Origin of the sequence: Rhodococcus pseudokoreensis (genome assembly GCF_017068395.1) — a bacterium.
Classification (GTDB): Bacteria; Actinomycetota; Actinomycetes; order Mycobacteriales; family Mycobacteriaceae; genus Rhodococcus_F; species Rhodococcus_F pseudokoreensis.
In genome coordinates, this window is record NZ_CP070619.1 from 973,730 (window position 1) to 999,376 (window position 25,647).

At 68.3% G+C, this 25,647-nt stretch carries 26 protein-coding genes and 1 riboswitch; of the genes, 11 read left to right on the forward strand and 15 right to left on the reverse strand.

Features of this window, described 5'->3' with window-relative positions; genetic code table 11:
* Positions 1-94 precede the first annotated feature (94 nt).
* From JWS13_RS10020 to JWS13_RS10050, 7 genes are all read left to right on the forward strand, one after another.
* Positions 95-667, forward strand: coding sequence for a hypothetical protein (locus JWS13_RS10020; protein WP_206005456.1), 573 nt, complete (start codon positions 95-97; stop codon positions 665-667).
* Positions 668-1,385: 718 nt separating this feature from the next.
* Positions 1,386-1,529, forward strand: coding sequence for a hypothetical protein (locus JWS13_RS10025; RefSeq protein WP_206005457.1), 144 nt, complete (start codon positions 1,386-1,388; stop codon positions 1,527-1,529).
* A complete protein-coding gene (locus tag JWS13_RS10030; protein WP_206005458.1) occupies positions 1,522-1,677 on the forward strand; it encodes a hypothetical protein in 156 nt (51 codons plus the stop codon). Before JWS13_RS10025 ends, JWS13_RS10030 begins: the two co-directional genes overlap by 8 nt.
* The gene (locus JWS13_RS10035; protein WP_206005459.1) at positions 1,670-2,068 is read left to right on the forward strand and encodes a hypothetical protein; all 399 of its coding nucleotides are present in this window, start codon (positions 1,670-1,672) and stop codon (positions 2,066-2,068) included. Before JWS13_RS10030 ends, JWS13_RS10035 begins: the two co-directional genes overlap by 8 nt.
* A gap of 185 nt (positions 2,069-2,253) precedes the next feature.
* Positions 2,254-3,078 carry a phage major capsid protein gene (locus JWS13_RS10040; RefSeq protein ID WP_206005460.1) on the forward strand — a complete coding sequence of 275 codons (825 nt, stop codon included), beginning with the start codon at positions 2,254-2,256 and terminating at the stop codon, positions 3,076-3,078.
* A 506-nt stretch (positions 3,079-3,584) separates the two neighbouring features.
* Positions 3,585-3,944, forward strand: coding sequence for a hypothetical protein (locus JWS13_RS10045; RefSeq protein ID WP_206005461.1), 360 nt, complete (start codon positions 3,585-3,587; stop codon positions 3,942-3,944).
* A gap of 65 nt (positions 3,945-4,009) precedes the next feature.
* Positions 4,010-4,228 carry a hypothetical protein gene (locus JWS13_RS10050; protein WP_206005462.1) on the forward strand — a complete coding sequence of 73 codons (219 nt, stop codon included), beginning with the start codon at positions 4,010-4,012 and terminating at the stop codon, positions 4,226-4,228.
* 42 nt (positions 4,229-4,270) lie between these two features.
* Here JWS13_RS10050 and JWS13_RS10055 read toward each other — a convergent pair whose 3' ends face one another.
* Positions 4,271-6,031, reverse strand: a complete 1,761-nt coding sequence (locus JWS13_RS10055; RefSeq protein WP_206005463.1) for a recombinase family protein — start codon at positions 6,029-6,031, stop codon at positions 4,271-4,273.
* A gap of 22 nt (positions 6,032-6,053) precedes the next feature.
* Between JWS13_RS10055 and JWS13_RS10060 the strand changes: the two genes are divergently transcribed.
* A complete protein-coding gene (locus JWS13_RS10060) occupies positions 6,054-6,521 on the forward strand; it encodes a tRNA (cytidine(34)-2'-O)-methyltransferase (protein WP_206011560.1) in 468 nt (155 codons plus the stop codon).
* Here the strand turns inward: JWS13_RS10060 and JWS13_RS10065 are convergent.
* The gene (locus JWS13_RS10065) at positions 6,502-7,446 is read right to left on the reverse strand and encodes a LysR family transcriptional regulator (RefSeq protein ID WP_206005464.1); all 945 of its coding nucleotides are present in this window, start codon (positions 7,444-7,446) and stop codon (positions 6,502-6,504) included. The genes JWS13_RS10060 and JWS13_RS10065 overlap by 20 nt on opposite strands.
* A gap of 89 nt (positions 7,447-7,535) precedes the next feature.
* On the opposite strand from JWS13_RS10065, the gene JWS13_RS10070 reads away from it, so the two are divergent.
* Positions 7,536-8,579: a TDT family transporter gene (locus tag JWS13_RS10070; RefSeq protein ID WP_206005465.1), complete on the forward strand. Its 1,044-nt coding sequence runs from the start codon at positions 7,536-7,538 to the stop codon at positions 8,577-8,579.
* Positions 8,580-8,612: 33 nt separating this feature from the next.
* Here the strand turns inward: JWS13_RS10070 and JWS13_RS10075 are convergent, their stop codons facing one another.
* The 7 genes from JWS13_RS10075 to JWS13_RS10105 form a co-directional block, all read right to left on the reverse strand.
* Positions 8,613-8,921, reverse strand: coding sequence for a rhodanese-like domain-containing protein (locus JWS13_RS10075; protein WP_124394626.1), 309 nt, complete (start codon positions 8,919-8,921; stop codon positions 8,613-8,615).
* Entirely contained in the window at positions 8,918-9,811 is an 894-nt protein-coding gene (locus JWS13_RS10080; protein WP_206005466.1) for a DUF4349 domain-containing protein, read from the reverse strand. Before JWS13_RS10080 ends, JWS13_RS10075 begins: the two co-directional genes overlap by 4 nt.
* Positions 9,812-9,836: 25 nt before the next feature.
* On the reverse strand, positions 9,837-13,091 hold the full coding sequence (locus JWS13_RS10085; protein WP_206005467.1) for an error-prone DNA polymerase: 3,255 nt from the start codon (positions 13,089-13,091) through the stop codon (positions 9,837-9,839).
* Between the two features lie 148 nt (positions 13,092-13,239).
* Complete coding sequence (locus JWS13_RS10090; protein ID WP_206005468.1) at positions 13,240-13,983, reverse strand: (2Fe-2S)-binding protein; 744 nt, start codon at positions 13,981-13,983, stop codon at positions 13,240-13,242.
* A complete protein-coding gene (locus JWS13_RS10095; protein ID WP_206005469.1) occupies positions 13,976-14,752 on the reverse strand; it encodes an ABC transporter ATP-binding protein in 777 nt (258 codons plus the stop codon). Before JWS13_RS10095 ends, JWS13_RS10090 begins: the two co-directional genes overlap by 8 nt.
* Positions 14,749-15,837, reverse strand: a complete 1,089-nt coding sequence (locus tag JWS13_RS10100; RefSeq protein ID WP_206005470.1) for a FecCD family ABC transporter permease — start codon at positions 15,835-15,837, stop codon at positions 14,749-14,751. Before JWS13_RS10100 ends, JWS13_RS10095 begins: the two co-directional genes overlap by 4 nt.
* On the reverse strand, positions 15,834-16,829 hold the full coding sequence (locus JWS13_RS10105; protein ID WP_206005471.1) for an ABC transporter substrate-binding protein: 996 nt from the start codon (positions 16,827-16,829) through the stop codon (positions 15,834-15,836). Before JWS13_RS10105 ends, JWS13_RS10100 begins: the two co-directional genes overlap by 4 nt.
* A 99-nt stretch (positions 16,830-16,928) precedes the next feature.
* Positions 16,929-17,069: riboswitch (cobalamin riboswitch) on the reverse strand.
* Positions 17,070-17,162: 93 nt separating this feature from the next.
* Between JWS13_RS10105 and JWS13_RS10110 the strand changes: the two genes are divergently transcribed.
* A complete protein-coding gene (locus JWS13_RS10110; RefSeq protein WP_206005472.1) occupies positions 17,163-19,283 on the forward strand; it encodes an MMPL family transporter in 2,121 nt (706 codons plus the stop codon).
* Positions 19,284-19,315: 32 nt separating this feature from the next.
* Positions 19,316-21,310 (forward strand): SDR family oxidoreductase, encoded by a 1,995-nt coding sequence (locus JWS13_RS10115; RefSeq protein ID WP_206005473.1) that lies wholly within the window; start codon positions 19,316-19,318, stop codon positions 21,308-21,310.
* Positions 21,311-21,315: 5 nt separating this feature from the next.
* On the opposite strand, the gene JWS13_RS10120 is transcribed toward JWS13_RS10115, so the two are convergent.
* The 6 genes from JWS13_RS10120 to JWS13_RS10145 form a co-directional block, all read right to left on the reverse strand.
* A complete protein-coding gene (locus JWS13_RS10120) occupies positions 21,316-22,194 on the reverse strand; it encodes a sucrase ferredoxin (protein ID WP_206005474.1) in 879 nt (292 codons plus the stop codon).
* Positions 22,195-22,223: 29 nt separating this feature from the next.
* Positions 22,224-22,802: a YdeI/OmpD-associated family protein gene (locus JWS13_RS10125; RefSeq protein ID WP_206005475.1), complete on the reverse strand. Its 579-nt coding sequence runs from the start codon at positions 22,800-22,802 to the stop codon at positions 22,224-22,226.
* A gap of 10 nt (positions 22,803-22,812) precedes the next feature.
* Positions 22,813-23,325, reverse strand: coding sequence for a hypothetical protein (locus JWS13_RS10130; protein ID WP_206005476.1), 513 nt, complete (start codon positions 23,323-23,325; stop codon positions 22,813-22,815).
* Positions 23,326-23,360: 35 nt separating this feature from the next.
* The gene (locus JWS13_RS10135) at positions 23,361-24,335 is read right to left on the reverse strand and encodes a R2-like ligand-binding oxidase (protein WP_206005477.1); all 975 of its coding nucleotides are present in this window, start codon (positions 24,333-24,335) and stop codon (positions 23,361-23,363) included.
* Between the two features lie 92 nt (positions 24,336-24,427).
* Positions 24,428-25,207, reverse strand: a complete 780-nt coding sequence (locus JWS13_RS10140) for an alpha/beta fold hydrolase (protein ID WP_206005478.1) — start codon at positions 25,205-25,207, stop codon at positions 24,428-24,430.
* Positions 25,208-25,247: 40 nt separating this feature from the next.
* Positions 25,248-25,631, reverse strand: coding sequence for a VOC family protein (locus JWS13_RS10145; RefSeq protein WP_206005479.1), 384 nt, complete (start codon positions 25,629-25,631; stop codon positions 25,248-25,250).
* Positions 25,632-25,647 lie beyond the last annotated feature (16 nt).

A 25,647-nucleotide genomic window follows, 5' to 3' on the forward strand; every position in this document is an offset into this window, starting at 1 on the left:
CCCACACATCGGCACTCGTGCCGGCCAACCATCCACCAGGAAGAACACCCGAGCGCCTATGTGGGCGCTCCACAACATCGAGAACAGGAACCCCATGCAAGAGAACGACGTCTTACCCGAACGTTTCGAGGGGTCGGACCATACGAGTCCGACCTCCGCTCAGACGGAATACCTGAGCGAGATCACCATCGAGCAGCTCGAAGAAGTCGAAGAGCTGACCGGGCCACCACCAGTGGCACCGGAAGAGTACGTCTGTAAAGACCGTGATCGCACTCAGCCCAAGCGAGACGCCGAAGCCGGGGAACGCATCACCCGAGACCTCGGCGACTTCGTAGCGTCCGGCCACGGCTACATGGTCGAGTCGTTCTCGACTGCGACGACGCTTCCGACGACGTGCCGGTACTGCAACGGCCCGCTGCCGTTGCCCGAGACGGCAGACTTCGTCTGCGAGTTCCCGCACCTCCCGTGGGACAAGTGCCGGTGCAACTGGTGCGTGATCAAGGAGGAGAGGCTCCTTCGCGACGTGGGAGGTCAGCCCGAGATCTGCAACGAGAAGGCGTGTCGGCGCGCACAGAAGCGCGACGAGATGCGCCGGTACAGAGCCAGGAAGAAGGCCGAGAAACAGGGTATGGCAGAGATCACAGCGTCACAGATCACCGCAGCGTGATTTCTGTAGGGTTTGAACCCCTAGAGATGACGGGGTAAGGGCACAGGGGCGGGACTTCAGGCACCCGCCCCCGCCTCCCCCGAGCGACGCCCCCACGTCGCTCCCTCCCCAGTCGAGCGCCGGAACCGAGTCCTGGCGCTCCTGGGGCCGGACTTCCGAGCACTAGCTCGGTAACAGCTACCCGCAAGATGCGGGTGGAGTCAGGATCAGGCAGTGACGACGTTGGTCAGCTTCACGAAGCTCGACCGGATTCTGTGTCTCCTTTGGTGATTGGGTGATCACCACAGACCTCGGGCGAGCCGGTCACTCCCCGAGGTCCACCAAACTTCCCGAGAAGCCCCCGGATGAAACCGGGGGCATTCTCATTTGTCCAAAACCATGAGCACACATGAAAGGAGGTGTTCGCATGACCACGTGTCCGCAAGGTCACGAGATCCGCTCCAGCGCAGACCGCGACCGGCAAGGGTATTGCCGCGAGTGCAGGCGCGAGGGTGACCGTGCCAGACGGCTACAGCGCCGAGCAGCGTATGAGGTCGTCAAAGTCTTCGAGGCTGCCGGAGTCAAGTTCCAGAACGACGGCGTCCCGATCAACGCCTCCGACGTCGCAGAGACCCTCATCCGGGTCTATGGCCGATAGGCCACCCCGACATACCAATTCCAGTTTCTGAGCCGTCTGCGTCCATCACAGACGGCTTTCTTGATGCCCAGGAGGCAACCCATGACGTTCGACGAACTCCCCATCGAGTGGCAACAGCGCATCAAGCGACTTCGCACTCACTCAGCCCGATACCGAACCCAGCGCAACGAGCTGCGAGAACAGCTCTCGGCTCTCACCAACACCCACAAGGATAACAATGCTTGACACTGACCTGATCCAGCGTGTGCTCGACCATGGCGGTCGCCCAGTCACCTGGTGCATCCCCGAAGATGCCGTCATCCGCCCCGGCTCCGGGGAGTCCATGCTCGATGGCATGGTCATCACCTCCTGGGAGGCACAGGCCAATGACTGAAGAGAACAACGCACCGATCGAGACCCCGGATGACCAGCAGGAAACTCCCAAGGTCAACAAGGAAGCCCGGTACCGCACCGAGCGGAACGAGGCACGCACCGAGCGTGACTCGCTGGCTGAGCGGATCGAGCGCCTTCAGACTCGCGAGATCGAGCGGTTGGCGTCGGAACACCTGAGTGTTCCTGCGGATCTCCTGACGTTGTCAGGGAAGACCCTCGCGGACCTCCTGGACGACGACGGCGACGTCGACCCCGAGAAGGTCTCCGCCGTGGCCACTGAGCTACTCGGTTCACGTCCAGGTCTGAAGCCGATCGACCTCGCCACCGACCCGAGCCAGGGACACGGGTCGCATGGTCGAGGTACTCCAAAATGGGGAGACCTTCTCCGATGAAGCTTCGGTTACTGCATTGCGTCTGCGGCGTCGGCAGTAACCAACGTTAGGGCCTGCGGCCCAACATGATCCGGTCTGTGGCCGGTGACTCCGGCGAACGCCCTACGCGTTCCGCCTCGCTCAATCCATAACGCCCCCTTGGCATCAGGCCATGGGGGCCTTCTCGTTCCATAGGAGGAACAACCATGACCGTTCTCAACTCCAACCTCACCACCGCTTGGACCCCGGAGGACTACGGCAAGCTCGTGGACATCACGGTGGCTGCAAAGGCAGTCCCGTTCCAGGCTGGCACCCTCGTGGAGACCGGCTCGCAGACGATCCGGTTCCCGGTCCTGCAGGCGGACCCGGCCACCGGTTGGTACGCCGAGAACTCGACCATCACCCTCACCGACCCCGACACCGATGAGGTCGTGGTCACGCCGAAGAAGGTTGCGGGTCTGACCCAGGTCTCGAACGAGGCGCTGAACGACTCGAACCCCGCTGTCGCCAACCAGATCGGTCAGGGTCTCGCGCGTGACATCGCTCGGAAGATCGATGCCGCGTTCTTCGCGAACACCACGACGAACGGCCCCTCGGGTCTGCTCTCGGTGTCGTACTCGGTGGTCGACACCGGAGCTGCGTACACCAACCTGGACGCGTTCCACGCGGCCAAGAAGGAAGCCCAGGATGCTGGTGCTGAGCTGACTCACTTCGTCCTGGCTCCTGATGTGGCGCTTGCGCTGGCTCAGGCGAAGACCGGCACCGGCTCGAACCAGGGCCTCCTGGACAACGTCGGTGACGGCGTCACCCTGGCTGGTGTCCCGGTGATCGTTTCGGTTGCGGTTGCTGCAGGTGAGGCATGGGGCCTCGATAAGTCCCAGATCATGACGGTTCGCCGTACCGGCACTCAGGTTGTCACCTCGGGTGATGCCGCGTTCGCCAGCGATGCGGTTCAGATCCGCGCGACCTCGCGCGTAGGCTTCGGCCTGATCAACCCGGCAGGCATCGTGCGTCTGTACAACGCCGCCTGATCCGACGATTGAGATTGGCCCCCACCTGCATCAGGGTGGGGGCTTTTCTCGTTTGTCAGATCCGCACAGTCAGGCACCTTGGCCGGCACTGGTCCCACCTGAGATTACTCGTCCCGCGGTTTGTTCGGAACTCACAAGCGACGGGGTAGGCACCGGGTACGGGGTGCCCTGGGTAGGGGGCACTGGGGCACTACCTGCCTGGGGTCCGGGGTCGGGGTTGCCTGCCTGTGGGAGGGCAGGCACCGGCTCGGGGTCTGAGGTCTCGCTCCGGGTGGGGTCCGCTCGGGCATATCCGCAGGTCGCACCGGGTCTGTCGGCGTCGTCGACCCCCCCACCCTCCAGGGGAGGGATCCCCCACGTACGCCCTCTTGACCGGGGCGTAATGCGGATTCGCCATCCGCTGAGCAAATGAGATTTCTGAATTTTTAGGAACGTCCCCAGGTCAGGGGCTATATCGCATGAAAGAAAGAGGTGTTTAGATGCCCCAAACGACTACGAAACCGAGGATGCCGCGCGGCCTTGGGACCGCCGGTCAGCGCCTGTGGCGTACGACGTTGGACGAGTTCGAGATGGACTCGGAGCCGCACAAGATCGAGATCCTGACGCAGGCCTGCAAGGTCACGGACAAGATCGCGGAGCTGGAGAAGGCCCAGAAGGGCCAGCCGCTGACCGTGCTCGGATCAGCCCGTCAGTTGACGATTCATCCGTTGGTCGCAGAGGTCCGGTTCCAGCGGGGTCTACTCGCCCAGCTCCTTGGGAAGCTGGGCTTGCCCGACACTGACGAGGCCCTGGAGGCGAAGGCCGAGAAGCTCTCGGAGACCCGCCGTAGGTCGGCGAAGTCGCCGACGTTCCGGGTGGTCCAGTGACCAGGCGTAGAAGCGCCAAGCGGACCAGCTTGACCAACCGAATACCTGAGAGGTTCCACTCCCCGGTGATCGACGCCGGGGACGTGTTCGGATCCCTGAACGCGTACATGGACGACCTGGACACCTGGGTCCGGGAGGAGCTGGGCCTCCCGGAGCGCAAGGAGGGGTACCACGACAAGTCACACGAGCTGAGAGAAGAGCTGGGCATCGACGTAGCCGAGTGGATCAGGATCGGCATGACCAGCTACCAACCTCCGGTGCCGACAGTGGAGGAGGAGCAATAGCCCCACCCCCGGCTCCGCAGCCGGCCAAAAGCAGGCAGGCTGCTACGTCAGCGGGACCTCGACCCACTCCCCGGACGGCTGGTGATAGAAGCCTCTGCCGTCGGTGGTCCACACGATCCGCACGTCGTCATCGTTCGTGATCTCCGAGATGCCGATCTCATCCAGCCAATGCGGGATCTCGGTCCGTTCGCCTGTCTTGGACACGAACACGGCCTTACCGTCCCCGATCTCGACTCCGGCCATGTCGATCTCGGTCAGCGTCTCGAACATCTTGGTGAAGTGCTCGGGCCTCTCCAGCCCAAGTGACTCGTAGAAGCCATGGGGAATACGGATGTCAGCGGACCACTGTCCCTCGTTGGACTTCGACCGTCGGACTCCTCCGGTGTCCAGGCGTATCGCAACAGTGATACCGGATCTGAGGAGTAGTTCGCGCCGACCATCGGTGTCGGCTGCTCCCCAAGCGTCACGGTACGTGCCACCGGTAGCCCGGTACTCCCACCGGGCCTCACGGGCTGGGGTCGATTCGAGTTCCATGATCCGGGCATCAACAGCCCGGAGCTGCTCGTGGATCCGTTGAACAACCCGGTCCGACCTCATACCCACGAGAGCCTTCGTCAAGTCGTCCAGAGCCGACTGAGCGTCTTTCAGGTCCGCATCCCGAGAGTCACCAGGAACCCAGACTCGCTCTCGGACCTCCATGTCCCCGACCCGACCGAGGAACCTCTCTTCTACCAGCGACTCCAGCTTCTCCGCTGGTATCTGGGTGGTGTGCTTCTCAGGGCACCGGTAGTACCGGTAGTGGTGCCCTTTGGTCGTGTGCCGACTGTGGTGCAGAGGGTTGTCACACACCAAGCAGACCGCGACACCTGAGAGCGGACTGGATTCAGACCGGCGGATCCCCTTACGGGACTCTGCCCTACGGTCCAGGTACGCCTGGATCAGCTCCCACTCATCAAGCGAGACAAGCGGGTCAGCCATCTGGAGCGGCTGACCATCGTCACCACGAACCGTCTCACCGTTGTGGTGAACGTGGCCACGGAGAGCCTTGGACCGGAGTAGCTGCCGGATAGTGGTCGGTGCCCACCTGGACCTTCCAGTCCCGGTGAGAGACGGCTCCCCCGCTCTCACGGTGCGGTAGTAGTCGCCGGGGGTGAGAACACCCTCCTCATTCAGGTTTCGGGCGGTTGCCGTGAACGGCTGGTCATCGAGTACGGAGTCGACGATCCGGCTGACCACAGAGCGCGCCAGAGGGTCGACCTCCAAGCTCCAACCTTGGCCGTCTGTCCGTTTCACTGCGGTGTAGCCGAACGGAGGTTTACCTCCTGGCCACCGAGCAACCTCACGGAGCTTGGCCCGTGATGCCAAGGTCCGTTCCCGGATCGCTTCTAGCTCACCCTCAGCGATACCGGCGATGATCGTCGCCAGCATTCGACCGGTTGTCGTGCTCAGGTCCATCGACTCGGCACACGAGACCAGAGTCTTACCGTGGTCCATCGACCACCCGAACAGCTTGTTGAGCTGGATCGCGTTCCTACCCAGCCGGTCCAGCTTCCACGCTGCGAGAATGTCCCACTCATTCATCTTGCTCGGGTCCGTCAGCCACGGACCCACACCCGGGGTGTCGAACGCATCCACTGAACCGGATACGTCCTCGTCCACTGCCCAGCCGACCACGGTATGACCGTGGGATTCTGCCCACCGCTCGATGATCTCACGCTGACGCTCGATAGAAGTTGACTCTTCCGTTGCACGGGAGATCCGCAATCGACCGAGGACACGGCTAGGATCCGCAGAAGTTGACATGCACAGGATGCTACAGTCTGTTGTGTTCAACGTGATGTTTGTGGAACCCCGAATCCCACCCAACACCGGCAATGCCATCCGCATGGTGGCGGGCACCGGGTGCGAACTGCACCTCGTGGGACCGCTCGGGTTCGACCTGTCCGAGCCGAAACTGAAGCGGGCCGGGCTCGACTACCACGACCTGGCGTCGGTGACCGTGCACGAAAACCTGGAGGCCGCCTGGGCCGCGGTGGAACCGGCGCGGGTGTTCGCATTCACCGCGCACGCCACCGTGTCGTACGCCGACATCGCCTACCGGCCCGGCGACGTCCTGCTGTTCGGTCCCGAACCCACCGGGCTGTCGGCGGAGGTGCTGGCCGATCCGCACGTGACGGAGCGGCTCCGCATCCCGATGCTGCCCGGCAGGCGGTCGCTGAACCTGTCCAACGCCGCGGCCCTCGTGACGTACGAGGCGTGGCGCCAGCACGGTTTCAGCGGGGCTGCGCTGTAGCGCCGGCAGTCAGGGCCCCGACCCCGGCGGCCGCGCCGGCACCGAGTGCGATGTCGAGGAAGTCCCGGGCCGCGCCCTGCACCCCGCGTACCGGGTCCCAGACGGCGGACAGCCGCCGCGGCAGTGTCAGTCCCTCCACCTGGACGGAGGCGAGCCTGCCGTCCGTCAGGTCGGCGGCGACCGCCAGCGAGGACAGCACCGCAGGAGCGTTGCCCGCCACGACGGCCGCCTTCACGGCCGTGCACGACGTCAGCTCCAGCAGCGGCGGGACGCACTGCGGGACCGCGTTCTCGAGGGTGGTACGCGTTCCGGACCCGGATTCGCGCTGAATCATCGGGGTCGCGGCGAGTTCGGACACCGGAATCGGCGACCGGCGCACCCATTCGTGGTCCGGCGGCACCACGACCACCAGGTGGTCGCGACCGATCTCCCGCACCTGCAGTCCCGCCGGAATGTCCGGGCCCTCGACGAACCCGAGGTCGGCCTCGCCCGACAGCACCCGGGCGGTCACCTCGGACGAGTTGAGCAGCCGCACGTTCGTGACCACGTTCGGGTACTTGCGCCGCATCGCGACGGTCCACCCGGGAACCAGGTATTCGGCGATCGTCATGCTGGCCGCGACCGTCAGGCCGGCCTGCCGTTCGCCTCGCAGCGCGGCGACTCCCGACGCCAGCTCCTCGGCGGTGGCGAGGATGTGACTCGCCCATTCGAGGATGAGCGCGCCCTCCGACGTGGGCCGCACCCCGCTGGCGCCGCGGCTGAACACCTTGATGCCGAACTGGCGCTCGGCCGACCGCACCCGGGCGCTGACGGCCTGCTGGCTGAGCCCGTGCTCGCGCCCCGCCGCACCCATGCTCCCGAGCCGCTCGACGGACAGCAGGACGTCGAGGGCACTGAGTTCGGGTACTCGGGGAGACAGCGGCACAACCCAAGGCTAGTCCCACAAACGTGATTTGTGGGCATTCAACGACAAGCCTTCTACCGGCCACGACGATGCGACGGCAAGCTCTGGGTATGACCCCGAATTGGTTCGCAGCAGTGATGGGCACCGGCATCCTCGCAGTCGTCGCGGCCGCATTTCCGGCCGGAGTTCCGGTGGCCCGGACGGCCTCCGAGGTCTTCTGGCTGATCGCCGTGACGCTGCTCGTGCTGCTGACGACCGCCATGGTTCGGCACTGGATCCGCCGCCGCGACGACGCCCTCGCCGACGCGCGCAGCCACACGATGTTCCCGTTCTACGGCGCCGTGTCGATGGCGGTGCTGACCGTCGGCGCCGGCACCGGATCCGCGGGTCACGCACTTCTCGGCGACGTCGCCGTCCCCGCCTCGGCCACCCTGTGGACGATCGGGACCGGCATCGGGCTCGTCACCTACGCCGTCATGGCCCGCAGGCTGACCCGGCCCCACCAGGTGACCCCCGTGCCGTCCTGGCTCATGCCCGTCGTGCCGCCCATGGTGTCGGCCGCCTCCGGAGCCGCACTGGTCAGGCACCTCCCCGAGGGCGCACCGCAGATCGCGATGCTGGTGGTCTGCTACTCGCTGTTCGCGCTGGCGCTGAGCGCCGCACTGACCGTCGCCGTCGTCGTCGGACGCCATCTGCTGGGCAACGGACTCCCCGCCACCCCGCTCGTGCCCACGCTCTGGATTCCGCTCGGCGTGATCGGGCAGTCGGTGGCGGCGATCAATCTGCTCGGCGCGGCGTCCGGCCACGCCTGGCTCCACAGTGTGGGCGTCGCCTACGGGACCACCGTCGGCGCGCTCGGCGTCCTCGCCCTCGCGACCGTGGTCACCGTGACCGCCAGGGCCTTTCGCCGCGGATTGACGTTCACACCCGCCTGGTGGAGTTTCACGTTCCCCGTCGGCACCTGCGCGCTGGGCGCGAACTCGCTCGGCCTGGCGACGGACTCCGTCGTGATCGTCGGCGCAGGCGTGACCCTGTGGTGCGCGCTGGTCGTCATCTGGGGCACCGTCGCGGTCCACACGCTGCGGCACGCCGCCGGGCGACTGGGCGAACGCGGCACCCGGGACGGCGTCCTCGCCTACAGCGTCAGCCGCTGACCGGAATTAAGCGCCGGACACTTTAGCCACGAGTCACGCGCCGGACTCGATGGGGCGGCCGGACTGCATCCACGCGGACGTCCCGCCCGCCACCGACACGGCGTTGATCCCCCGCGCATTCAGGTACTCGGCCGCCTGCAGGCTCCGGCCGCCGACCGCGCAGATCACGTAGACGACGTCGGCTTCCGGGATCTCGTCGACGCGCGCGACGAACTCGCTGAGCGGAATCAGCGTCACCCCGGGAACCCGGGCCTGGGCGTACTCGTCGGCCTCGCGCACGTCGATGACGGGGGCGCCCGACGCCAATGCGCCGTCCAGGGCATTCAGGTCGACTTCGATCATGGGGTCTTCGCCTCTTCTCGTTCCGGCGCCGGGCCCGACGGGGGGCTGGGCGGCCTGTTGTACGTCCGGCGCAGACGGTACGCGCCGTACACGACCAGCGCGATGACGGCCACGAAACCGAACCAGGGAATCAGCGCCCCCACGACCACGGCGCCGCCTGCGATCGCCGACAGCAGGGCGTTCCAGCCCGCGACGACGCCTTCCCAGAAGTTGTCCGGGCCGGTGCTCGGACGTTCGGCGTCCGTGGTGGTGACGTCGATCATGATCGTGGCCAGTGCCACCTGGTCGCTCAGCGACCGCTTCTGGGCGGTGAGGCTGTCGAGTTCGCCCTGCCGCTCCGACAACGCCTTCTCGGCCTCGATCAGGTCCGCGGTGTTCGCGGCCGACGTGATGAGTCCCTGCAGGCGGGTGACGGACGCCGTCAGGGCACCGATGCGGGCGTCGAGATCCTGCGACTGCATCGTCACGTCGCTCTTCGTGATGCTGACGCTGGTGACCTTGCCCAACTCGCGCAGATCGTCCAGCGTCCGGGTGAGCGAGTCGGCGGGCACCCGGACGGTCAGGGAACTGCTCGCGTCCTGGTCGTCGGAGCCCGGCTGTTCGGTGAGCTGGTCGATGCGTCCGCCCAGATCGTCGACCTTGTCCACGATCTGCCTGCCGACGGCCACCGGGTCGCCCGCGGTGAGCGCGACCTGCCCGGTGATGATCTCCTGACGCTCGGTGGGCGCCTGGTCTTTCGCGGGTTGCTGCACCGCGCCACCGATTTCCATCCGGCTCGAGTCCCCCGGCGAGGGAGTGGGCGAAGACTGGGAGGAGTCGCTGTCCGAACCCCCGCACCCCGCGAGCGCCAGCGTAACCACGACGATCGCCGACAAGACGTATCTCCTCATGACCAGATGCTAGCGGTGCGCGCGCTCATCGGAAGTCCCTGGATTTGGCGGACACCCGCAAATCCATCAGCTGCAGCCGATCCGCCACCACCGTCACCGCGCCCTCCGCGTTCTGCACCTTGCCGCGGACCAGCAGTGCGGGTGCCGTGTTGGCGAGTTTGCGGTACTTCGCCCACAACCCCACCGAACAGACGACGTTGACCATCCCGGTCTCGTCCTCGAGGTTGATGAACGTGACCCCCGCCGCCGTCGCCGGGCGCTGCCGGTGCGTCACCGCCCCACCCACCAGAACCCGGTCGCCGTCGGGAACGTCGAGCAGGTGCGCCGCCGGGATCACTCCGAGCGCATCGAGTTGCGGGCGCAGGAACTCGGTGGGATACGTGTCCGGTGACACCCCGGTGGCCCACACGTCCGCCGCGGCCAGTTCGAGATCGCTCATCCCCGGCAGGGTCGGTGCGCGGGTGGACGCCCCGATCCCCGGCAGCCGGTCGCGGCGCTCCCCCGCCGCGGCGCCTGCCGCCCACAGCGCCTCCCGCCGGGACAACCCGAAACTGTCGAGAGCGCCTGCGGTGGCCAGCGATTCGGCCTGCGCCGTGCTCAGTTCCACCCGTCCGGTGAGGTCGAGGAACGACGTGTACGGCCCGCCGTCGCCGCGGGATTCGACGATCCGCTCGGCCAACGCGGTCCCGATGTGCCGCACCTCCCCGAGCCCGAGACGCACCTCCGTCCCGCCCGCCTCGACGGTGGCGTGCGCGAGGCTCGCATTGACGTCCGCGCCGTGCACCCGCACCCCGTGCCTGCGGGCGTCCGCCACCAGCGACTGCGGCGAGTAGAACCCCATCGGCTGCGCCCGCAGCAGACCGGCGCAGAACGCCGCCGGGTGATGCAGCTTGAACCACGACGAATAGAACACCAGGGCCGCGAAACTCTGCGAGTGACTTTCGGGGAAACCGAAATTCGCGAAAGCGTACAGCTTCTCGTAGATCCGGTCGGCGACGTCCTCGCCGATGCCGTGCAGGTCCCGCATGCCCTGGTAGAGCCGCCCCCTCAGCCGTTCCATCTTCTCGGGCGACCGCTTGGACCCCATCGCCCGGCGGAGCTGGTCGGCCTCGGCCGGGCTGAAACCCGCCACGTCGACCGCCATCTGCATCAACTGTTCCTGGAACAGCGGCACACCCAGCGTCCGCTTCAGCGCCTTCTCCAGGGACGGGTGGTCGTAGGTCACCGGTTCGAGCTTGTTGCGGCGGCGGATGTACGGGTGCACCGATCCGCCCTGGATCGGGCCGGGGCGGATCAGCGCCACCTCCACCACCAGGTCGTAGAAGTTCCGCGGTTTCAGCCTCGGCAGGGTGGCCATCTGCGCCCGCGACTCCACCTGGAACACCCCCACCGAGTCCGCCCGCTGCAACATCTCGTAGACGGCCTCCTCGGACAGGTCCAGCTGCGCCAGATCGACCTCGATCCCCTTGTGCTCGGCCACGAGGTCGATCATGTAGTGCAGCGCGGAGAGCATGCCGAGGCCCAGCATGTCGAATTTCACCAGACCCACCGCGGCGCAATCGTCCTTGTCCCACTGCAGAACACTGCGGTTCGCCATGCGCGCCCACTCCACCGGGCACACGTCGGCGATCGGCCGGTCGCAGATCACCATGCCACCCGAGTGGATGCCGAGGTGCCGCGGAAACCCCTCGATCTGAGCGGCCAGTTCGAGGACGGCGGGCGGAATGTCGGTGCCGGCTTCCTTCCCGATCCCACCCCAGCGGCTGACCTGCTTGCTCCACGCGTCCTGCTGCCCCTGCGAGAAACCCAGCGCCCGGGCCATGTCCCGTACCGAGGACTTTCCGCGATACGTGATGACGTTCGCCACCTGCGCCGCGTACTGGCGTCCGTACTTGGTGTAGACGTGCTGGATGGCCTCCTCCCGGCGGTCGGATTCGATGTCGACGTCGATGTCCGGGGGGCCGTCGCGTTCGGGTGAGAGGAAACGTTCGAACAGCAGCTTGTTGCGGACGGGATCCACGTTGGTGATGCCGATGGCGTAGCAGACGGCGGAGTTGGCCGCCGAACCCCTTCCCTGGCAGAGGATGTCGTTGTTCTTGCAGAACGACACGATGTCGTGGACCACCAGGAAGTAGCCCGGGAAGTTCAGTTCGGTGATGATGCCCAGTTCGTGCTCGATCTGCCGGTAGGCCTCCGGCCGGTCCGCAGGCGCGCCGTAGCGGCGACGGGCCCCGTCCATCGTGAGACTGCGCAGCCAGCTGGCCTCCGTGTGCCCGTCGGGGACGTCGAACGGGGGCAGTTGCGGCGCGATGAGCCGCAGGTCGAACGCACACTCCAGACCGAGTTCCGCGGCGCCGCGGACGGCGTCCGGGTACGCGGCGAACAGGTGCGCCATCTCCTCGCCGGACCGCAGGTGCGCTCCCCCGGCCGGCGCCAGGTGCCCGGCCGCGTCGTCGAGACTCTGCCGGGCCCGGACGGCGGCCATCGCCATGGCCAGTCTCCTTCGCGGCGGTCCCGCGAAGTGCGCCGCCGTGGACGCGATCACCCGAAGTCCGTGCCGCTGTGCGAGTTCGGCGAGGCAGGCGTTGCGCTCGGCGTCCTCCGCGACGCCGTGATGGGTGAGCTCCACCGTGACCCGGTCGGCCCCGAATCGGTCGATCAGCTCCCGGAGCCGGACGGCCGCGGCGTCCGGGCCGCCGCCGGCCAGTGCCTGACGCACGTGCCCCTTCCGGCAGCCGGTCAGGATCTGCCAGTGCCCGCCGGCCGCATCGGCGAGGCCGTCGAGGTCGTAGCGCAGTCTGCCCTTCTCCCCTCCCGCGAGATGCGCCGCCGCGATCTCCCGGGAGAGCCGCCGGTACCCCTCCCGGCCTCGCGCCAGCACCAGCAGGTGCGCGTCGTCCAACGTCAGTTCGGACCCGAACACGGTGCGCATGTTCAGTTCCTTCGCCGCCTCCGCGAACCGGACCACACCGTAGAACCCGTCGTGGTCGGTGAGCGCGATGGCCTCCAGACCGAGCCGGACGGCCTCCTCCACCAATTCTTCCGGCGGGGAGGCGCCGTCGAGGAAGCTGAACGCCGAGTGCGCGTGCAGTTCGGCGTACGGCACGGTGGAACCGGGACGCTCCTGACGACCTGCCCGGTACTCCCCCCGTTTGCGCGACCACGCGGGACTGTCGCCGCCGTCGCCCGGATACATCGACTCCGGGTCGACCCGCCCCGGCCTGCCCGACAGGACGCGTTCCATCTCGGACCACGTCGGCGGACCATTTCCCCAACCCATCGGGCACACCTCTTCATGTCGTGCACGTGCCGTGCCTGAACACGCCGTGCCTGAACACAGGGAAGATGCCGCCGGGGAAGACGCATCATTCGAACTGGAGTTCGACTACGTCAGTCTGCCATCCCACTCACGGGCCGGTCAACGCAGGTCACGTCACGAGCGCGGCCAGACCTTTCAGACGGTCCTCGGCGGGCCTTCGCGGACAGCTCACGCACTTGCCCGAGCCGGGGGTCTCGTAGATCAGGCAGCACGACGCCCGTTGCGTGAACCGGCGCGACAGCGTCCCGGCCCGGACGTCGACGAACCGCGGGTCCGGCAGCACGACACCGGTGTGGCGTAGTGCGTCCACCAGACCGCGGGCGAAGATGCTGCCGCGTACGCGGTCGCCGCACGCCGTTCCCGCGTCGAGGGCCCGGTTGGCGATCGAATCCGTCGTGATCGCCCACATCGCGGCATGCCGCACCCCGGACGCGGCGGCGAGCGCATCGACGATCGGCGTCAGTGCCGCGGCCATTTCCGCCGCGAGTTCGGACAGTCCCTCGGTGACCGGCAGCCCCGACGACGCGATGATGCCGCCGAGGTACCCGTCGTCCCGCAGGAATGCCACGGCGTCGCCGAGCCCCGGGTGAGCGGCGACACCCGTGACGAGCGCGGTCGCGATCGGGATCCCGGTCAGCGTCGAACTGGCCGAGTACCACCACAGGGTGCCGTTGACCCGGGGGTCGTCACTGCCCCACCGCGCCGCCGTGTCCGCGACCCGGTCCGCGAGCCAGCCGGGATCGGTCAGCAGCGCGGCCGGGAACGAGGCGGCACCGGGGTGTGCGATCTGGTCGGCGATCATCGGGACGCGGCGGGCGGTCAGCTCGTACACGCGCCGCAGTTGCTCATCCATCGGCCAGCCCCAGGATCTCCATCGACAGCCGCGGACTCGACCGCACGACGGCGCGGATGCCGAATACCCCGCCGAGTACGGTGTCGTCCAGGACGTCGGCGGGTGGACCGGTGCTGATCACCCGTCCATCGTGCAGCACGGCCAGCGTGTCGCAGTACTCCACGGCCAGCCGGAGGTCGTGCATGGTCACGACGATCGCGAAACCGTCGCACGCGAGGTCGCGCAGCAGGGTCATCACCGTCAGCTGATGCCGCAGGTCGAGGTGGTTGGTGGGTTCGTCGAGCAGCAGGACCCGCGGCTGCTGCGCGAGAGCCCGGGCGATCGACACCCGCTGCCGTTCCCCGCCGGACAGCGCCTGCACGTCGCGGCCGGCGAGTTCGGCCAGCCCCACCTGCCGTATGCACGTCTCCACGATCTCGCTGTCGGCCCCGTTCGCCCGTTCGAACCAGCCCCGGTGCGGGACGCGTCCGAGCGACACGGATTCGCGCACGGTCAGTCCCGCGGACACCCGCGGTTCCTGGGTGCTCGCGCCGATCGTGCGGGCGAGTTCTCGCCTGCCCAGGTCGGCGCTGTCCGTTCCGTCGACGACGACGGCGCCCGCGGTCGGGGTGAGCGCGCGGTAGCAGCAGCGCAGCGCCGTGGTCTTCCCGGAACCGTTGGGCCCGACCAGCGCCAGCACCTCACCGGGACGCACGGCGAGGTCGACGCCGCGCAGCACTTCCCGCGATCCGAGTTCGGCGCGGACCCGGTGCAGACTCAGCGCGGTCACCGCTCGGCCCTCCCGTACTGCCGGTACAGCATCCACACGAAGATCGGCGCTCCCACGAGGGCAGTGACGACGCCCACCGGGACCTCGATGCTCCGCGCGACCGACCGCGCGGCCGTGTCCGCCGCGACCATCGCGATCGCGCCGAGGAACGCGGCGACCGGCAGCAGCCGGACCGCGCGGGCACCCACGACGTACCCGGCCAGGTGCGGCACGAGCAGCCCGATGAAGCCGATGCCGCCCGCGACGGACACGGCCGCCCCGGCCAGCATCGACACCCCGAGCAACTGCACCACGCGGAAGCGCCGCACGTTCATCCCGAGGGCGGCGGCGCCGTCGTCTCCCGCCTGCAGCAGGTCGATACGGCTCGCGCTCAGCATCATCGCCGCCCCCACCGTCGCGAGTGCGGCGGCCGGGAAGATCACCGTCGACCAGCGTGAGTCGCCGAAACCGCCGGCCAGCCAGTGCATCACCGAACTCAGTTGGTGCTCGTCCGCGACGACCAGAATGGAGAAGGTGATGAGAGCGGAGAACACCTGCGCCGACGCGACACCCACGAGGATGACCGCGGTCGGCTGCGGATACCGGCCGCCGATCGCCAGTGACAGGAACAGCGGCACCATCGCGCCCAGGAACGCCGCGCCGGGAATCGTGAACGCGCCGAGCGCCCCCACCCCGAGCCCGAGCACCGTCACCACCACCACGCCGAAACCCGCGCCCGAGGACACCCCGAGCAGATACGGATCGGCCAGTGGATTCCGGGTCACCGCCTGCGCGACGGCGCCGGCCAGAGCGAGCGCCGCCCCGACGACCGCCGCGGTCAGCGCCCGCGGCAGCCGGGAGTCGAGGACGATCGATTCCCGCGCCTGCGACCACCAGGAATCGAACGCGCCGGGCGCCACCCGGTGCGCGACGATCGCCCAGACGTCGCCGACCGGGATGCGCACCGAACCGAACGACACCGCGAGGCCGAGGACGAACAACGTCGCCAGCGCGAGCAGCATCATCAGGCCCGCGAAACCGAGGCGGGCGCGGACCGGGTGCGGCGCCGCTACCGGCGGCGCCTCACGTTCTGCGGTCGTGGTCATCGCGCGCCGACGGCGTCCGGATGCAGCGCCCGCGCGATCGTCTCCACCGACCGCACCAGCCGCGGGCTCTCGAAGAAGTCGTCGAGCGGCACCACCACGAAACGGCCGGCCTTCACGGCAGGCGTCGTCGACATGATCGGGTGCGACGTCAGGAAGTCGATCTTCGCCCGCGCGCTCGTCGTGCCGTAGTCGAGGACGACGATCGCCTCCGGGGCGCGCTCACCGATGATCTCCCACGTGGACTTCGAATACGGCTTCTCCCCCTCGGCGACGAGGTTGGCCGCACCCGCGTGGTCCGCGATGATTTGGCCGACACCCACACCGCCGATCGTCAGCGGAACGTCCTCGCCGGAATCGTAGAAGAACGTCGGAACCGGGGTGGTGCCTGCGATCTCGTCCCGCACGGCCTGCAGCCCGGACGTCACCCGGTCGGTGACGGCGCGCGCCTCGTCCGGAACGCCGAGGATCTCACCGAGCTGCGTGTAATCGCTGCGCAGCAGCCCGATGTCGGGAAAACCCTGCCCACAGTACTCGGAGAACAGGAACGTCGGAATGCCCTGTTCGCCGAGGGATTCGCGCGAGCGCCCCTCCTTCTCGTCGAACGCGCTGCGCATGCCGCCGACCACCAGGTCGGGGTCGAGGTCCAGGATCTGTTCCCGGGTCGGGTATTCCTTCGCGAGTTTCGGGATCTTCGCAAAGGCCTCCGCGAACTCCGGCAGCGGCGTCGCGTCGCCGTAACCCGTGCCGACGATGCGATCGCCCGCCCCCATCTCGATCAGCACCTCGGTGACGTGATCGTTCATGCTCACTATGCGCTGGGGCGGCGCGTCGAACGTCTCCGTTCGCGCGCAGTTGGTGACGGACACCGGTTCGGCGAAGGATTCGGTGGAAGCGCTCTGCCCCACGGACTCCCCGCGCGAACATCCGGCGACCACCAGCGCGGCCACGGCAAGCGTGACCAGCGCGGAACTTCGGAACAACTGACTGGGCATGTAAACCTCATTGCGGCTCGGAGCCACGAATGAGAAGCCGGCAGACGCCCCCGTGGAGGCGCGCCTGCGGGACTCCGCTTCGTAGACCACGACGAAAAGGATGTCGCACACCACACGCCGGGTAATCGGGCTCGCCACCGAAATGCTCTGGTGGCCTACCGTTGCGGGTCAGCGCCGGATTCGGACCGGCTTCCCCCGTGCGTGTGACTGCAAGTGCACTGCCGAGTATGCACGATTTGCCGGGACCCGCGTCACACCCCCACCGGCAATCCCTCGATCCGCACTACAGTCGGCAGTCGCAGCCGACCGCCCCCGACCACCCGGAGTTGACGCATGACACGTTGGGCCTCGACCGTTGTTTCACGCAAATGGTGGGTCCTGACCCTCGCCGTGCTCGCCGTCCTGGTGAGCGGCGTGTGGGGCACCGGTGTGTTCGCGAAGCTCAGCTCGGGCGGATTCATCGACCCCGGTAGCGAATCCGCCGAGGTGGCACGGATCGTCGAGGCCAATCTGGGTCCGCAGACGCCGGACATCATCGCCATCTACACCGCACCCGACGGGAAGACCCTCGACGACATCGGCCCCGAGGTCACCGCGAGTCTCGACCGGTTCGCCGCCGAGGTGCCGACGTATTCGGTGACGTCGTACTGGACGGCGGACGCGACGCGGAAGCAACTGATGGTGTCGGAGGACGGCACCAAGGCGTCGGCCGCGATCACCGTCGACCCGGATGCCGGGATCACCGCCGCCACGTTCAACGACCTGCTGCCGAAGCTCGAGGTAGAGGGTATCGACACCGAGTTCGCGGGTAACTCGGTGGTGGGTGTGGCGTTCAACAACCGGCTGCAGCAGGACCTGGTGCGGGCCGAGGCGATCGCGCTGCCGATCACACTCGTGTTGCTGGTCTTCATCTTCGGCGGACTGGTCGCCGCCGCCGTGCCGGTGTTCGTCGGGCTGCTCTCGATCTTCAGCGCCCTGGCGACCCTGCGCCTGCTGACCCTGTTCACCGACGTCAGTTCGTTCGCGATCAACGTGGCGTCCCTGCTCGGCCTGGGGCTCGCGATCGACTACGGCCTGTTCATCGTCGGCCGTTTCCGCGAGGAACTCGAATCCGGCGCCGACGTGGCCGAGGCGACCCGGCGCACCGTCCTGACCGCGGGCCGCACCGTACTGTTCTCCGGACTGCTTCTCGTGTGCGCGTTCTCGGGAATGCTGGTGTTCCCGCAGGACGTGATCAAGTCGCTCGGGTTCGGTGCGATGGCCGCCGTCGCGAGTGCTGCGCTGCTGTCCCTCACCGCGGTACCTGCGCTGCTCGCGATCCTCGGTCACCGCATCAACGCGCTGAGCTGGCGCAAGGACGCGGCGCAGCGCGGTGAGGTGCGCGCCCGCAAGTTCTGGGGCTCCGTCGTCACCGCGGTGATGCGGCGGCCGGTCGCCATCGCGGTGGGGATCGTCGCGGGGCTGATGGTCCTCGCAGCGCCTCTGCTCAGCGCGTCGCTCGGTGAGGTCACGTACACGGCGCTGCCCGAGAACGATCCCGCCCGCATCGCCACCGACACCCTCACCACCGAATTTCCCACCACCGGGAACGGCGCCACTCTCATCCTCCGGGGCACCGACGGCACCGCGCCCACCGCCGCCGACGGAGCCGCAGTGGCCCAGGCCGCAGGCCAGGTTCCGGGCATCGGCGCCGCCACCGTCGTCGCGGCGGGCGGCGAACTGGTGGCCGTGCAGGCCGTCTACTCCGAGGGAGTGACCACCGACGACCAGAGCGCGGCGGTGGACGGTCTCCGCGCCATCTCCGCCCCCGAGGGAACCGAACTCCTCGTCGGCGGCGGCCAGGCCACCGTCGACGACGGCAACGCGGCGATCGTGCACTGGATGCCGGTCATGATCGCGATCATGGTGGGTTCGACGCTGGTGCTGCTGTTCCTGGCGTTCGGCTCGGTGGTGCTGCCGATCAAGGCGGTCGCGATGGCGGGGCTGAGTCTCGCCGCCACGTTCGGGGTGCTCACCTGGATCTTCGAACTGGGACACGGCGCGGGCCTGCTCGGCGTCAGTCCGGCACCGCTCGAGGCGACGTTCGTTGTCCTCATTCTCGCCGTGGTCTTCGGCCTCTCGACCGATTACGAGGTGTTCCTGATGTCGCGCATGGTCGAGGCGCACGAGGCGGGCGCGACCACGGAGGAGGCGGTGCGTTTCGGCACCGAGCGCACGGGCCGGATCGTGACGGCCGCCGCGCTGCTGCTCGTGGTGGTGACCGGGGCGTTCACCATCTCCGGTCTGTCGATCATGCGGTTCCTCGGCGTGGGCATGATCGTCGCGCTGCTCGTCGACGCGACGGTGGTCCGGATGCTCCTCGTTCCGTCCCTGGTGAAGCTGATGGGCGAGGCCAACTGGTGGGCCCCGGCCTGGATGAAGAGGGTGCACGCCAAGGTGGGTCTGGGCCACTAGTGCATCATCTTACTGTGGAGTAAGTTCGGGGCATGGCCACCTACCTCGTCACCGGCGGTACCGGATTCCTGGGCCGGCACGTGCTGCCCCTGCTCCTCGACCGCGATGCATCAGCCGAGATCCACGTCCTCGTCCGGCGCGCGTCCGTCGCGCGACTGGAGGCGCTCGTCGACGGCATGCCCGGCGGCGAACGGGTGCATCCGCTGATCGGAGACCTGACGGAGCCCGGTCTCGGACTCGAATCCGCGCCCGCGGCCGACCACGTCCTGCACCTCGGCGCGATCTACGACCTCACGGCCGGTGACGAGCAGGCCGCCACGAACGTCGACGGCACTCGTTCGGTGATCGCACTGGCGCGGGAACTGGATGCGACCCTCCACCACGTCTCCTCCATCGCCGTCGCGGGAGATCACGAGGGGCCGTTCGGGGAAACCGATTTCGATCTCGGCCAGGGCTTCCCCACCCCGTATCACCGCACCAAGTTCGAGGCGGAGAAACTGGTCCGCGACGCCGAGGGCCTGCGCACACGCATCTACCGCCCCGCCGCGGTGGTCGGCAGTTCGGTCACCGGCGAGATGGACAAGATCGACGGCCCGTACTACCTCTTCCCCGCCATCGCGGCGCTCGCGAAACTCCCCGCCGCCCTGCCCGTGGCGGTCCCGCGGATCGGCGCGACCAACGTCGTGCCCGTCGACTACGTGGCGGCGGCCGTCGTGGAACTGATGACGGCACCCGGACGGGACGGCCAGACGTTCCACCTCGTCAATCCGCGCCCCCAGCCGGTCCGCGAGATCTACGCCGCGCTCGCCGAGGCGGCAGGCGCACCGCATCCCGCGATCGGACTGCCCGGCGAACTCGTCCGCCCGTTCCTCACCCCCACCCCCGACTCGGCCCTCGACGCGGGACGCAAGGCGGTGCTCGGTGCACTCGGCATCCCGCCGGTGCTCGTCGAGAACCTGACCCTGCCCACGGTGTTCGACGACCGCGGCACCCGGGAGGCGCTGCGCGGCACCGGCATCGAGGCACCTCCCTTCGCGTCGTACGCCGGCAGGCTGTGGTCGTATTGGCGCGAGAACCTCGACCCCGACCGGGCACGCAGGCCCCACCCCGCCGGACCGCTCGTGGGCAGACACGTCGTGATCACCGGGGCGTCGTCCGGGATCGGCCGGAGTTCCGCGATCGCGACGGCCCGCAAGGGCGCGAAGGTCATGCTGCTCGCCCGCCGCACCGCGGAACTCGATGCCGTGGTCGCCGAGATCCGCGCGGCGGGCGGCGAGGCGTACGGCTACCCCTGCGACATCACGGACGACGAGTCGGTCGAACACACCGTCAAAGCCGTTCTCGCCGAACACGATCACGTCGACATGCTCGTCAACAACGCGGGCCGCTCGATTCGCCGGGGCCTGTACCACTCGACGGACCGGTTCCACGATTTCGAACGGACCATGGCCGTCAACTACTTCGGCGCGGTCCGGCTGATTCTCGCCTTCCTCCCGCAGATGCGCGAGCGGCGGTTCGGCCACATCGTCAACATCAGCAGCGCCGGGGTCCAGGGCGCGACCCCGCGGTTCGCCGCGTACGTCGCCAGCAAATCGGCCCTCGACGGATTCACCGACGTCGCGGCATCCGAAACCCTCTCGGACGGAATCACGTTCACCACCATTCACATGCCGCTGGTCGAGACGCCGATGATCGCACCCACCGGCCGGTACAACATCGGGCCGATCACGTCCCCGGAGAAGGCGGCCGCCATGGTCGTCCGGGCGCTGATCGAACGCCCCAAACGCATCGACGTCCCGACCGGCACGCTCGGTGAACTCGGCCACGTCTTCGCACCGGCGGTCAAGGATCGTGTGATGCACCAGATGTACCGCATGTTCCCCGATTCACCGGCCGCGAAGGGAACGAGCACGGACGACGCGGCGCCGGCCCCTCGGCGCACGCCGGAACCCCGGCACCACACGTCGTCGGTGCTCGGCCGCGCCGCCCGGAAGGTCGCAAGGCTGGTGCCCGGCACCCACTGGTGACCGTCTCAGGGGGCGAGGGCGCGGACTCCGGTGGCGACCACGGGTCGCACCGGCTTCGGCGCCGCCCCGCAACTCGCCGGCCGCGGCGGCAGTTCCCGCTGCTCGAGGTCGACGACCCACCGACGCCCGTCGCGGTGGGTGACAACCGAATTCGCGTCCACCGTCAGCTCGTCCGCGGCGGCGTCCACCAGATCGCGGACGGCGAGTTCCGCCACCTGCCCCGGGGTGTCCCAGCAACTGCGGCCGCGTAGCCCGCTCCGGTACACCTCGCCCCGGGCGGCGGCGCGGACCGCGTCGACACTCTCCTGCGCCGACAGCCGGCCGTACGTGTAGCCCGTCGGCAGCAGGATCAGCGACGGCGCGAACCGATGCCCGCCCGTGTGCGAGCACTCCCAAACCGCGTCGCCGAACTCCGCGGCCAGCCCGGCCGCGACCGGCCGCCCGAGCACGGCGCAGCACTGGTCCCTCTTCCCGTGCGCGCACACCAGGGCGACGGGGTCCGTCACCGGCGCGCCCAGACCGGGTGCGGGCCCCGCGACCAGACCGAGGTCCAGATCGAGCAGGTCTTCCGCGTAGCCGATCTCGAGCCGCTCGCACCACGACCGCGCGGGGTGCGACTGCGCCAGCAGCACCGTTCGCCGATCCGGTGACGCGGTGCCGCGGCCGGGCCTCCGGATGAACATGATCCGCACCCCGGCGGCGTCGGCGCGGGCGTCGAGCTCGCGGGCCAGGTCCGGTCCCAGCGCCGTGCCGTCGAGCACGTCCCGGCCCCACGCTCCGGGGAATTCCACGCACACCCAGCCCCTGACGTGCGCAGCGGTGCCCGCGAGGGGTTCGTCGGTCGCGGACAATGCGGAGCAGGTGGCGGTGATCGTGTCAGGCACGGTGCCATTGTGTCAGTCGCGGAAATCGGTCAGTCGTGGAACTTCCTGCGATCCGCCAGCTGCTGGACGAACTTCTCGATGCGGCGGGCACGCGTCTCCGGGCGTTTGGCGTCCTGCAGGCGGTAGTAGACGGCGTACCGGTTGTGGCTGTCGAGTGTCGCGTAGAACGCCTCGGCCTCGGGATTCCGCGCGAGGGCGTCCAGGAAGTCCTGCGGTATCTCCGCCCCCTTCTGTCCCGCGTACGCGCGGTCCCAGCGGCCGTCCGCCCGGGCCCGCTCGACCTCCGCCACGCCCGCGGGCTCGAGGAGACCGCCCTCGGCGAGTTTCTCCGCGAACTCCCGGTTCCGCTTCGACCACGGACTCCGTGCCGAGCGTGGGGTGAACCGTTGCACGAAGAAGTCGTCGTCGACGCGGCGCACCTGGCTGTCGATCCAGCCGTAGCACAGCGCGACCTCCAGCGCCCGGTCGTAGTCGATCGACGAATGCGCCGACCCCTTCTTCGCCATCTTCAGCCAGATACCGGGCGAGGAGGCGTGATGAGCGGCGAGCCACTCCCGGAACTCGGCCTGACCGGTGAAGTACTCGACGCTCAGCTCGGCAGCACCCATGCGCCTGAATCTAGCGGGAGAACAGCTTTCCCGCCCAGACCCTCACGAATCCCTGGGACAGGTACCCGAGCGCTCCGAGCGCCAGCACCCACTTGGTGACGCTGACCGCGCTGGTGGTCCGGACGACCGCGTCGGTGATGTGCTCACGGTGCGACAACAGATGCAGTCCGACGACGTTCTCGGCGTAGTCGCCCGCCGCCGAGATCACCGGCGCCGCCGCCAGCACCCTCTGCGTTCTCGGTGACAGCGGGGTCAGTTCCGCCAGCCGCCGGGCGCCCGTGCGCAGCGCGACGGCGTAGATCAGCGGGTGGACGAAGTCCGGGTAGTAGTGGCTGCGGTAGCGCGCCGTGTCGGAGTCGGTCATGCCGTCGAGGATCGCCGTGTAGTCCCGGGCGGAGCGGGCCGTCTGGATCTCGGCGAGCCGGGGTGCCACGGGACCGAGCAGGCGGATGATGTTCGCCTGCGAGATCACGAATGCTGCGGACCAGCCGAGGAGTCTGCGGTCGAGTGCGGTGAGCGCCATGAGCAGATCCTGCCATTGCCACCGCCGGGTGCGCCTCAGCCCGCGGCCTCGGACATCGCCTCGGCGTCCTCCTCGCCGAACTTCTCCTCCAGCGCCTCGGGCGAGTAGTCCAGGTCGATCTCCTCGACCGGGCGTCCACGCGCGGATTCGATCGCCCCCAGCCGGCGCTGCGCCCGGTCCGCGGCGTACGCGATGAACTCCTGCGGGTCGAGCCCGTACGGCTGGACCTCGAATTGCTTGTTGACCCAGTCGATCATGCCCAGTGCCAACGGCATCAGCTCCGCCATCCGCTCCTGGACCACGCCCCAGTTGCCGTCGTCGGCGGCGACGTGCCTGCGGCACGTGAACGTCCCCCACGCCATGTGGCGTCGTTCGTCGTCGCCGATCCTGCGGACCAGTTCCTGCATTCCCGGCAGGATTCCGCGCGTCGTGCACACCTTCTGCCACGCGTAGTACCCGGTGAGCGCGAGGCTGCCCTCGATGACGTGGTTGTAGGTGACGCTGGCCCGCACCTGATTGGCCGGGCTGGGATCGGTCTCGAGGACCTTCAGCGATCCCGGCAACTCCTCGTAGAACAACTGCCGGTAGAACGGGTTGTCGGCGACGAACGGGTGCAGGTCCCGGGTCAGGCCCACCGCGTCCATCCACAACCGGAACACCTGGGTGTGCTTGGCCTCCTCGAAACAGAACTGCGTGAGGTACATCTCGTCGCCGAAGCGCCCCTCGGCGGCCATCGCCTTCATGAACGGCTGGATGTCCTCGGTGACCGCTTCCTCACCGGCGATGAACTGTGCGACCAGATACGTGGAGTTGCGCTGCTGCTCCGAGTTCAGCCCCTCCCAGTCCTCCGCGTCCCGGCTGAAGTCGAGGTCCGTGGGGTTCCAGAACTTGGCATTGCCCTTCGTGAACAGCCGCAACGGGAACGCGTCCCAGTTGAGTCCCCCGTCGCGAAGTGAGCTGAACCCTTGCCTGCCGGGCGTGTAAGGACGTCCGGGCGTGAGTGTCGACATCGTGGGTCCTTCTTCCTCGTTCCGAGCCCCCTCTTTCCGCTTCCACGCTAGTCCTGTCGCGGCCGCCGCGGTTTACATTTTCAGACTTTTTGTCAGCTCGCCTGAGGCTGCATGAGAAACGGCAGGACCTCCGCCGCGAACTCGTCGTACCGGTCGCGGTGAATGCTGTGCCCGCCGGGAAACACCACCACCCGGCACCTCGGTATCGCCGCGACCGCGGAGTCGAGCTTGCGCGGGTCGACCATCCCGCCCGGTCCGCCGCGCAGGATGAGCGTATCGGCCTCGATGTCCGGCAATCGGTCCCACCACAACGGATCCGGGCGGCGGAACTGCTCGATCGCGGAGCCCGTCATCGACCGGTCGAAGGCGAACACCGCCCGCGGATGCCGGATGACGCTCGTCGTCGCGTGCCACAGTTCCGGCAGCGACGGCAACCGGTTCGCGAACACCTGTTCCGGGTCACCGGGACGCAACGGGAGCGGGGCCTCCTCGATCACCAGCCGGCGGACCAGCCCCGGCCGGGCCTGCGCCGCGAGCGACGCGGCATGACCGCCGAGCGAGTGCCCCACGAGGTCCACCCTCGTCAGCCCCAGGTTGTCGCACACCTCCACCACGTCGGCGCCGAACTCCTCGAACAGATACGACCCGGCTCGGGCACTGCGACCGTGCCCCCGCAGATCCGGGACGAGGACGCGTCTCCCCTGCGCGACGAGTGCGCGGGCGAAACGGTCCCAGGTGCCGCCGTCACCGCCCATCCCGTGCACCAGCACCACCGGCACGGGAGGGACGTCCGCCGGCACCGACGGCTCGCCGCTGTCCCGGTAGGCGATCTCGATGCCGGTGCGCGTCGGGGTAGTCCTGCTCGTGTCCACGACAATCCAGACTAGCGAGCACCGGCACCCCGGCCGCGGACTACCGGCCCGACCCGTACGGGCGGGTGATGATCTCCAGGTAGTGGCCGGACGGGTCGAGGAAGTAGACGCCCCGGCCGCCGTCGTTGGTGTTGATGGTGCCCGGCAGCGTCTGCCGCGGATCCGCCCAGTGGTCGAGACCCCACTCGACGATCAGGCCGTAGATCCGGTCGAAGTCGTCCTCCCCGACGAGGAATGCGTAATGCTGCGGCTGGAATTCGATCGGCGGTTCCGCGAAGTCGAGGGACACCCCGTTGTCGAGGGCGACCGCCAGGAAATGTCCGGCGGGCACGGCGTCCGGCAGCCCGAACAGCGTGGTGAAGAACGTCGCCGACGCCTGCTTGTCCTTGGCGGCGACGATAGTGTGGTTGAAAGAAATGGTCACAGTCGACCCTTTCGAG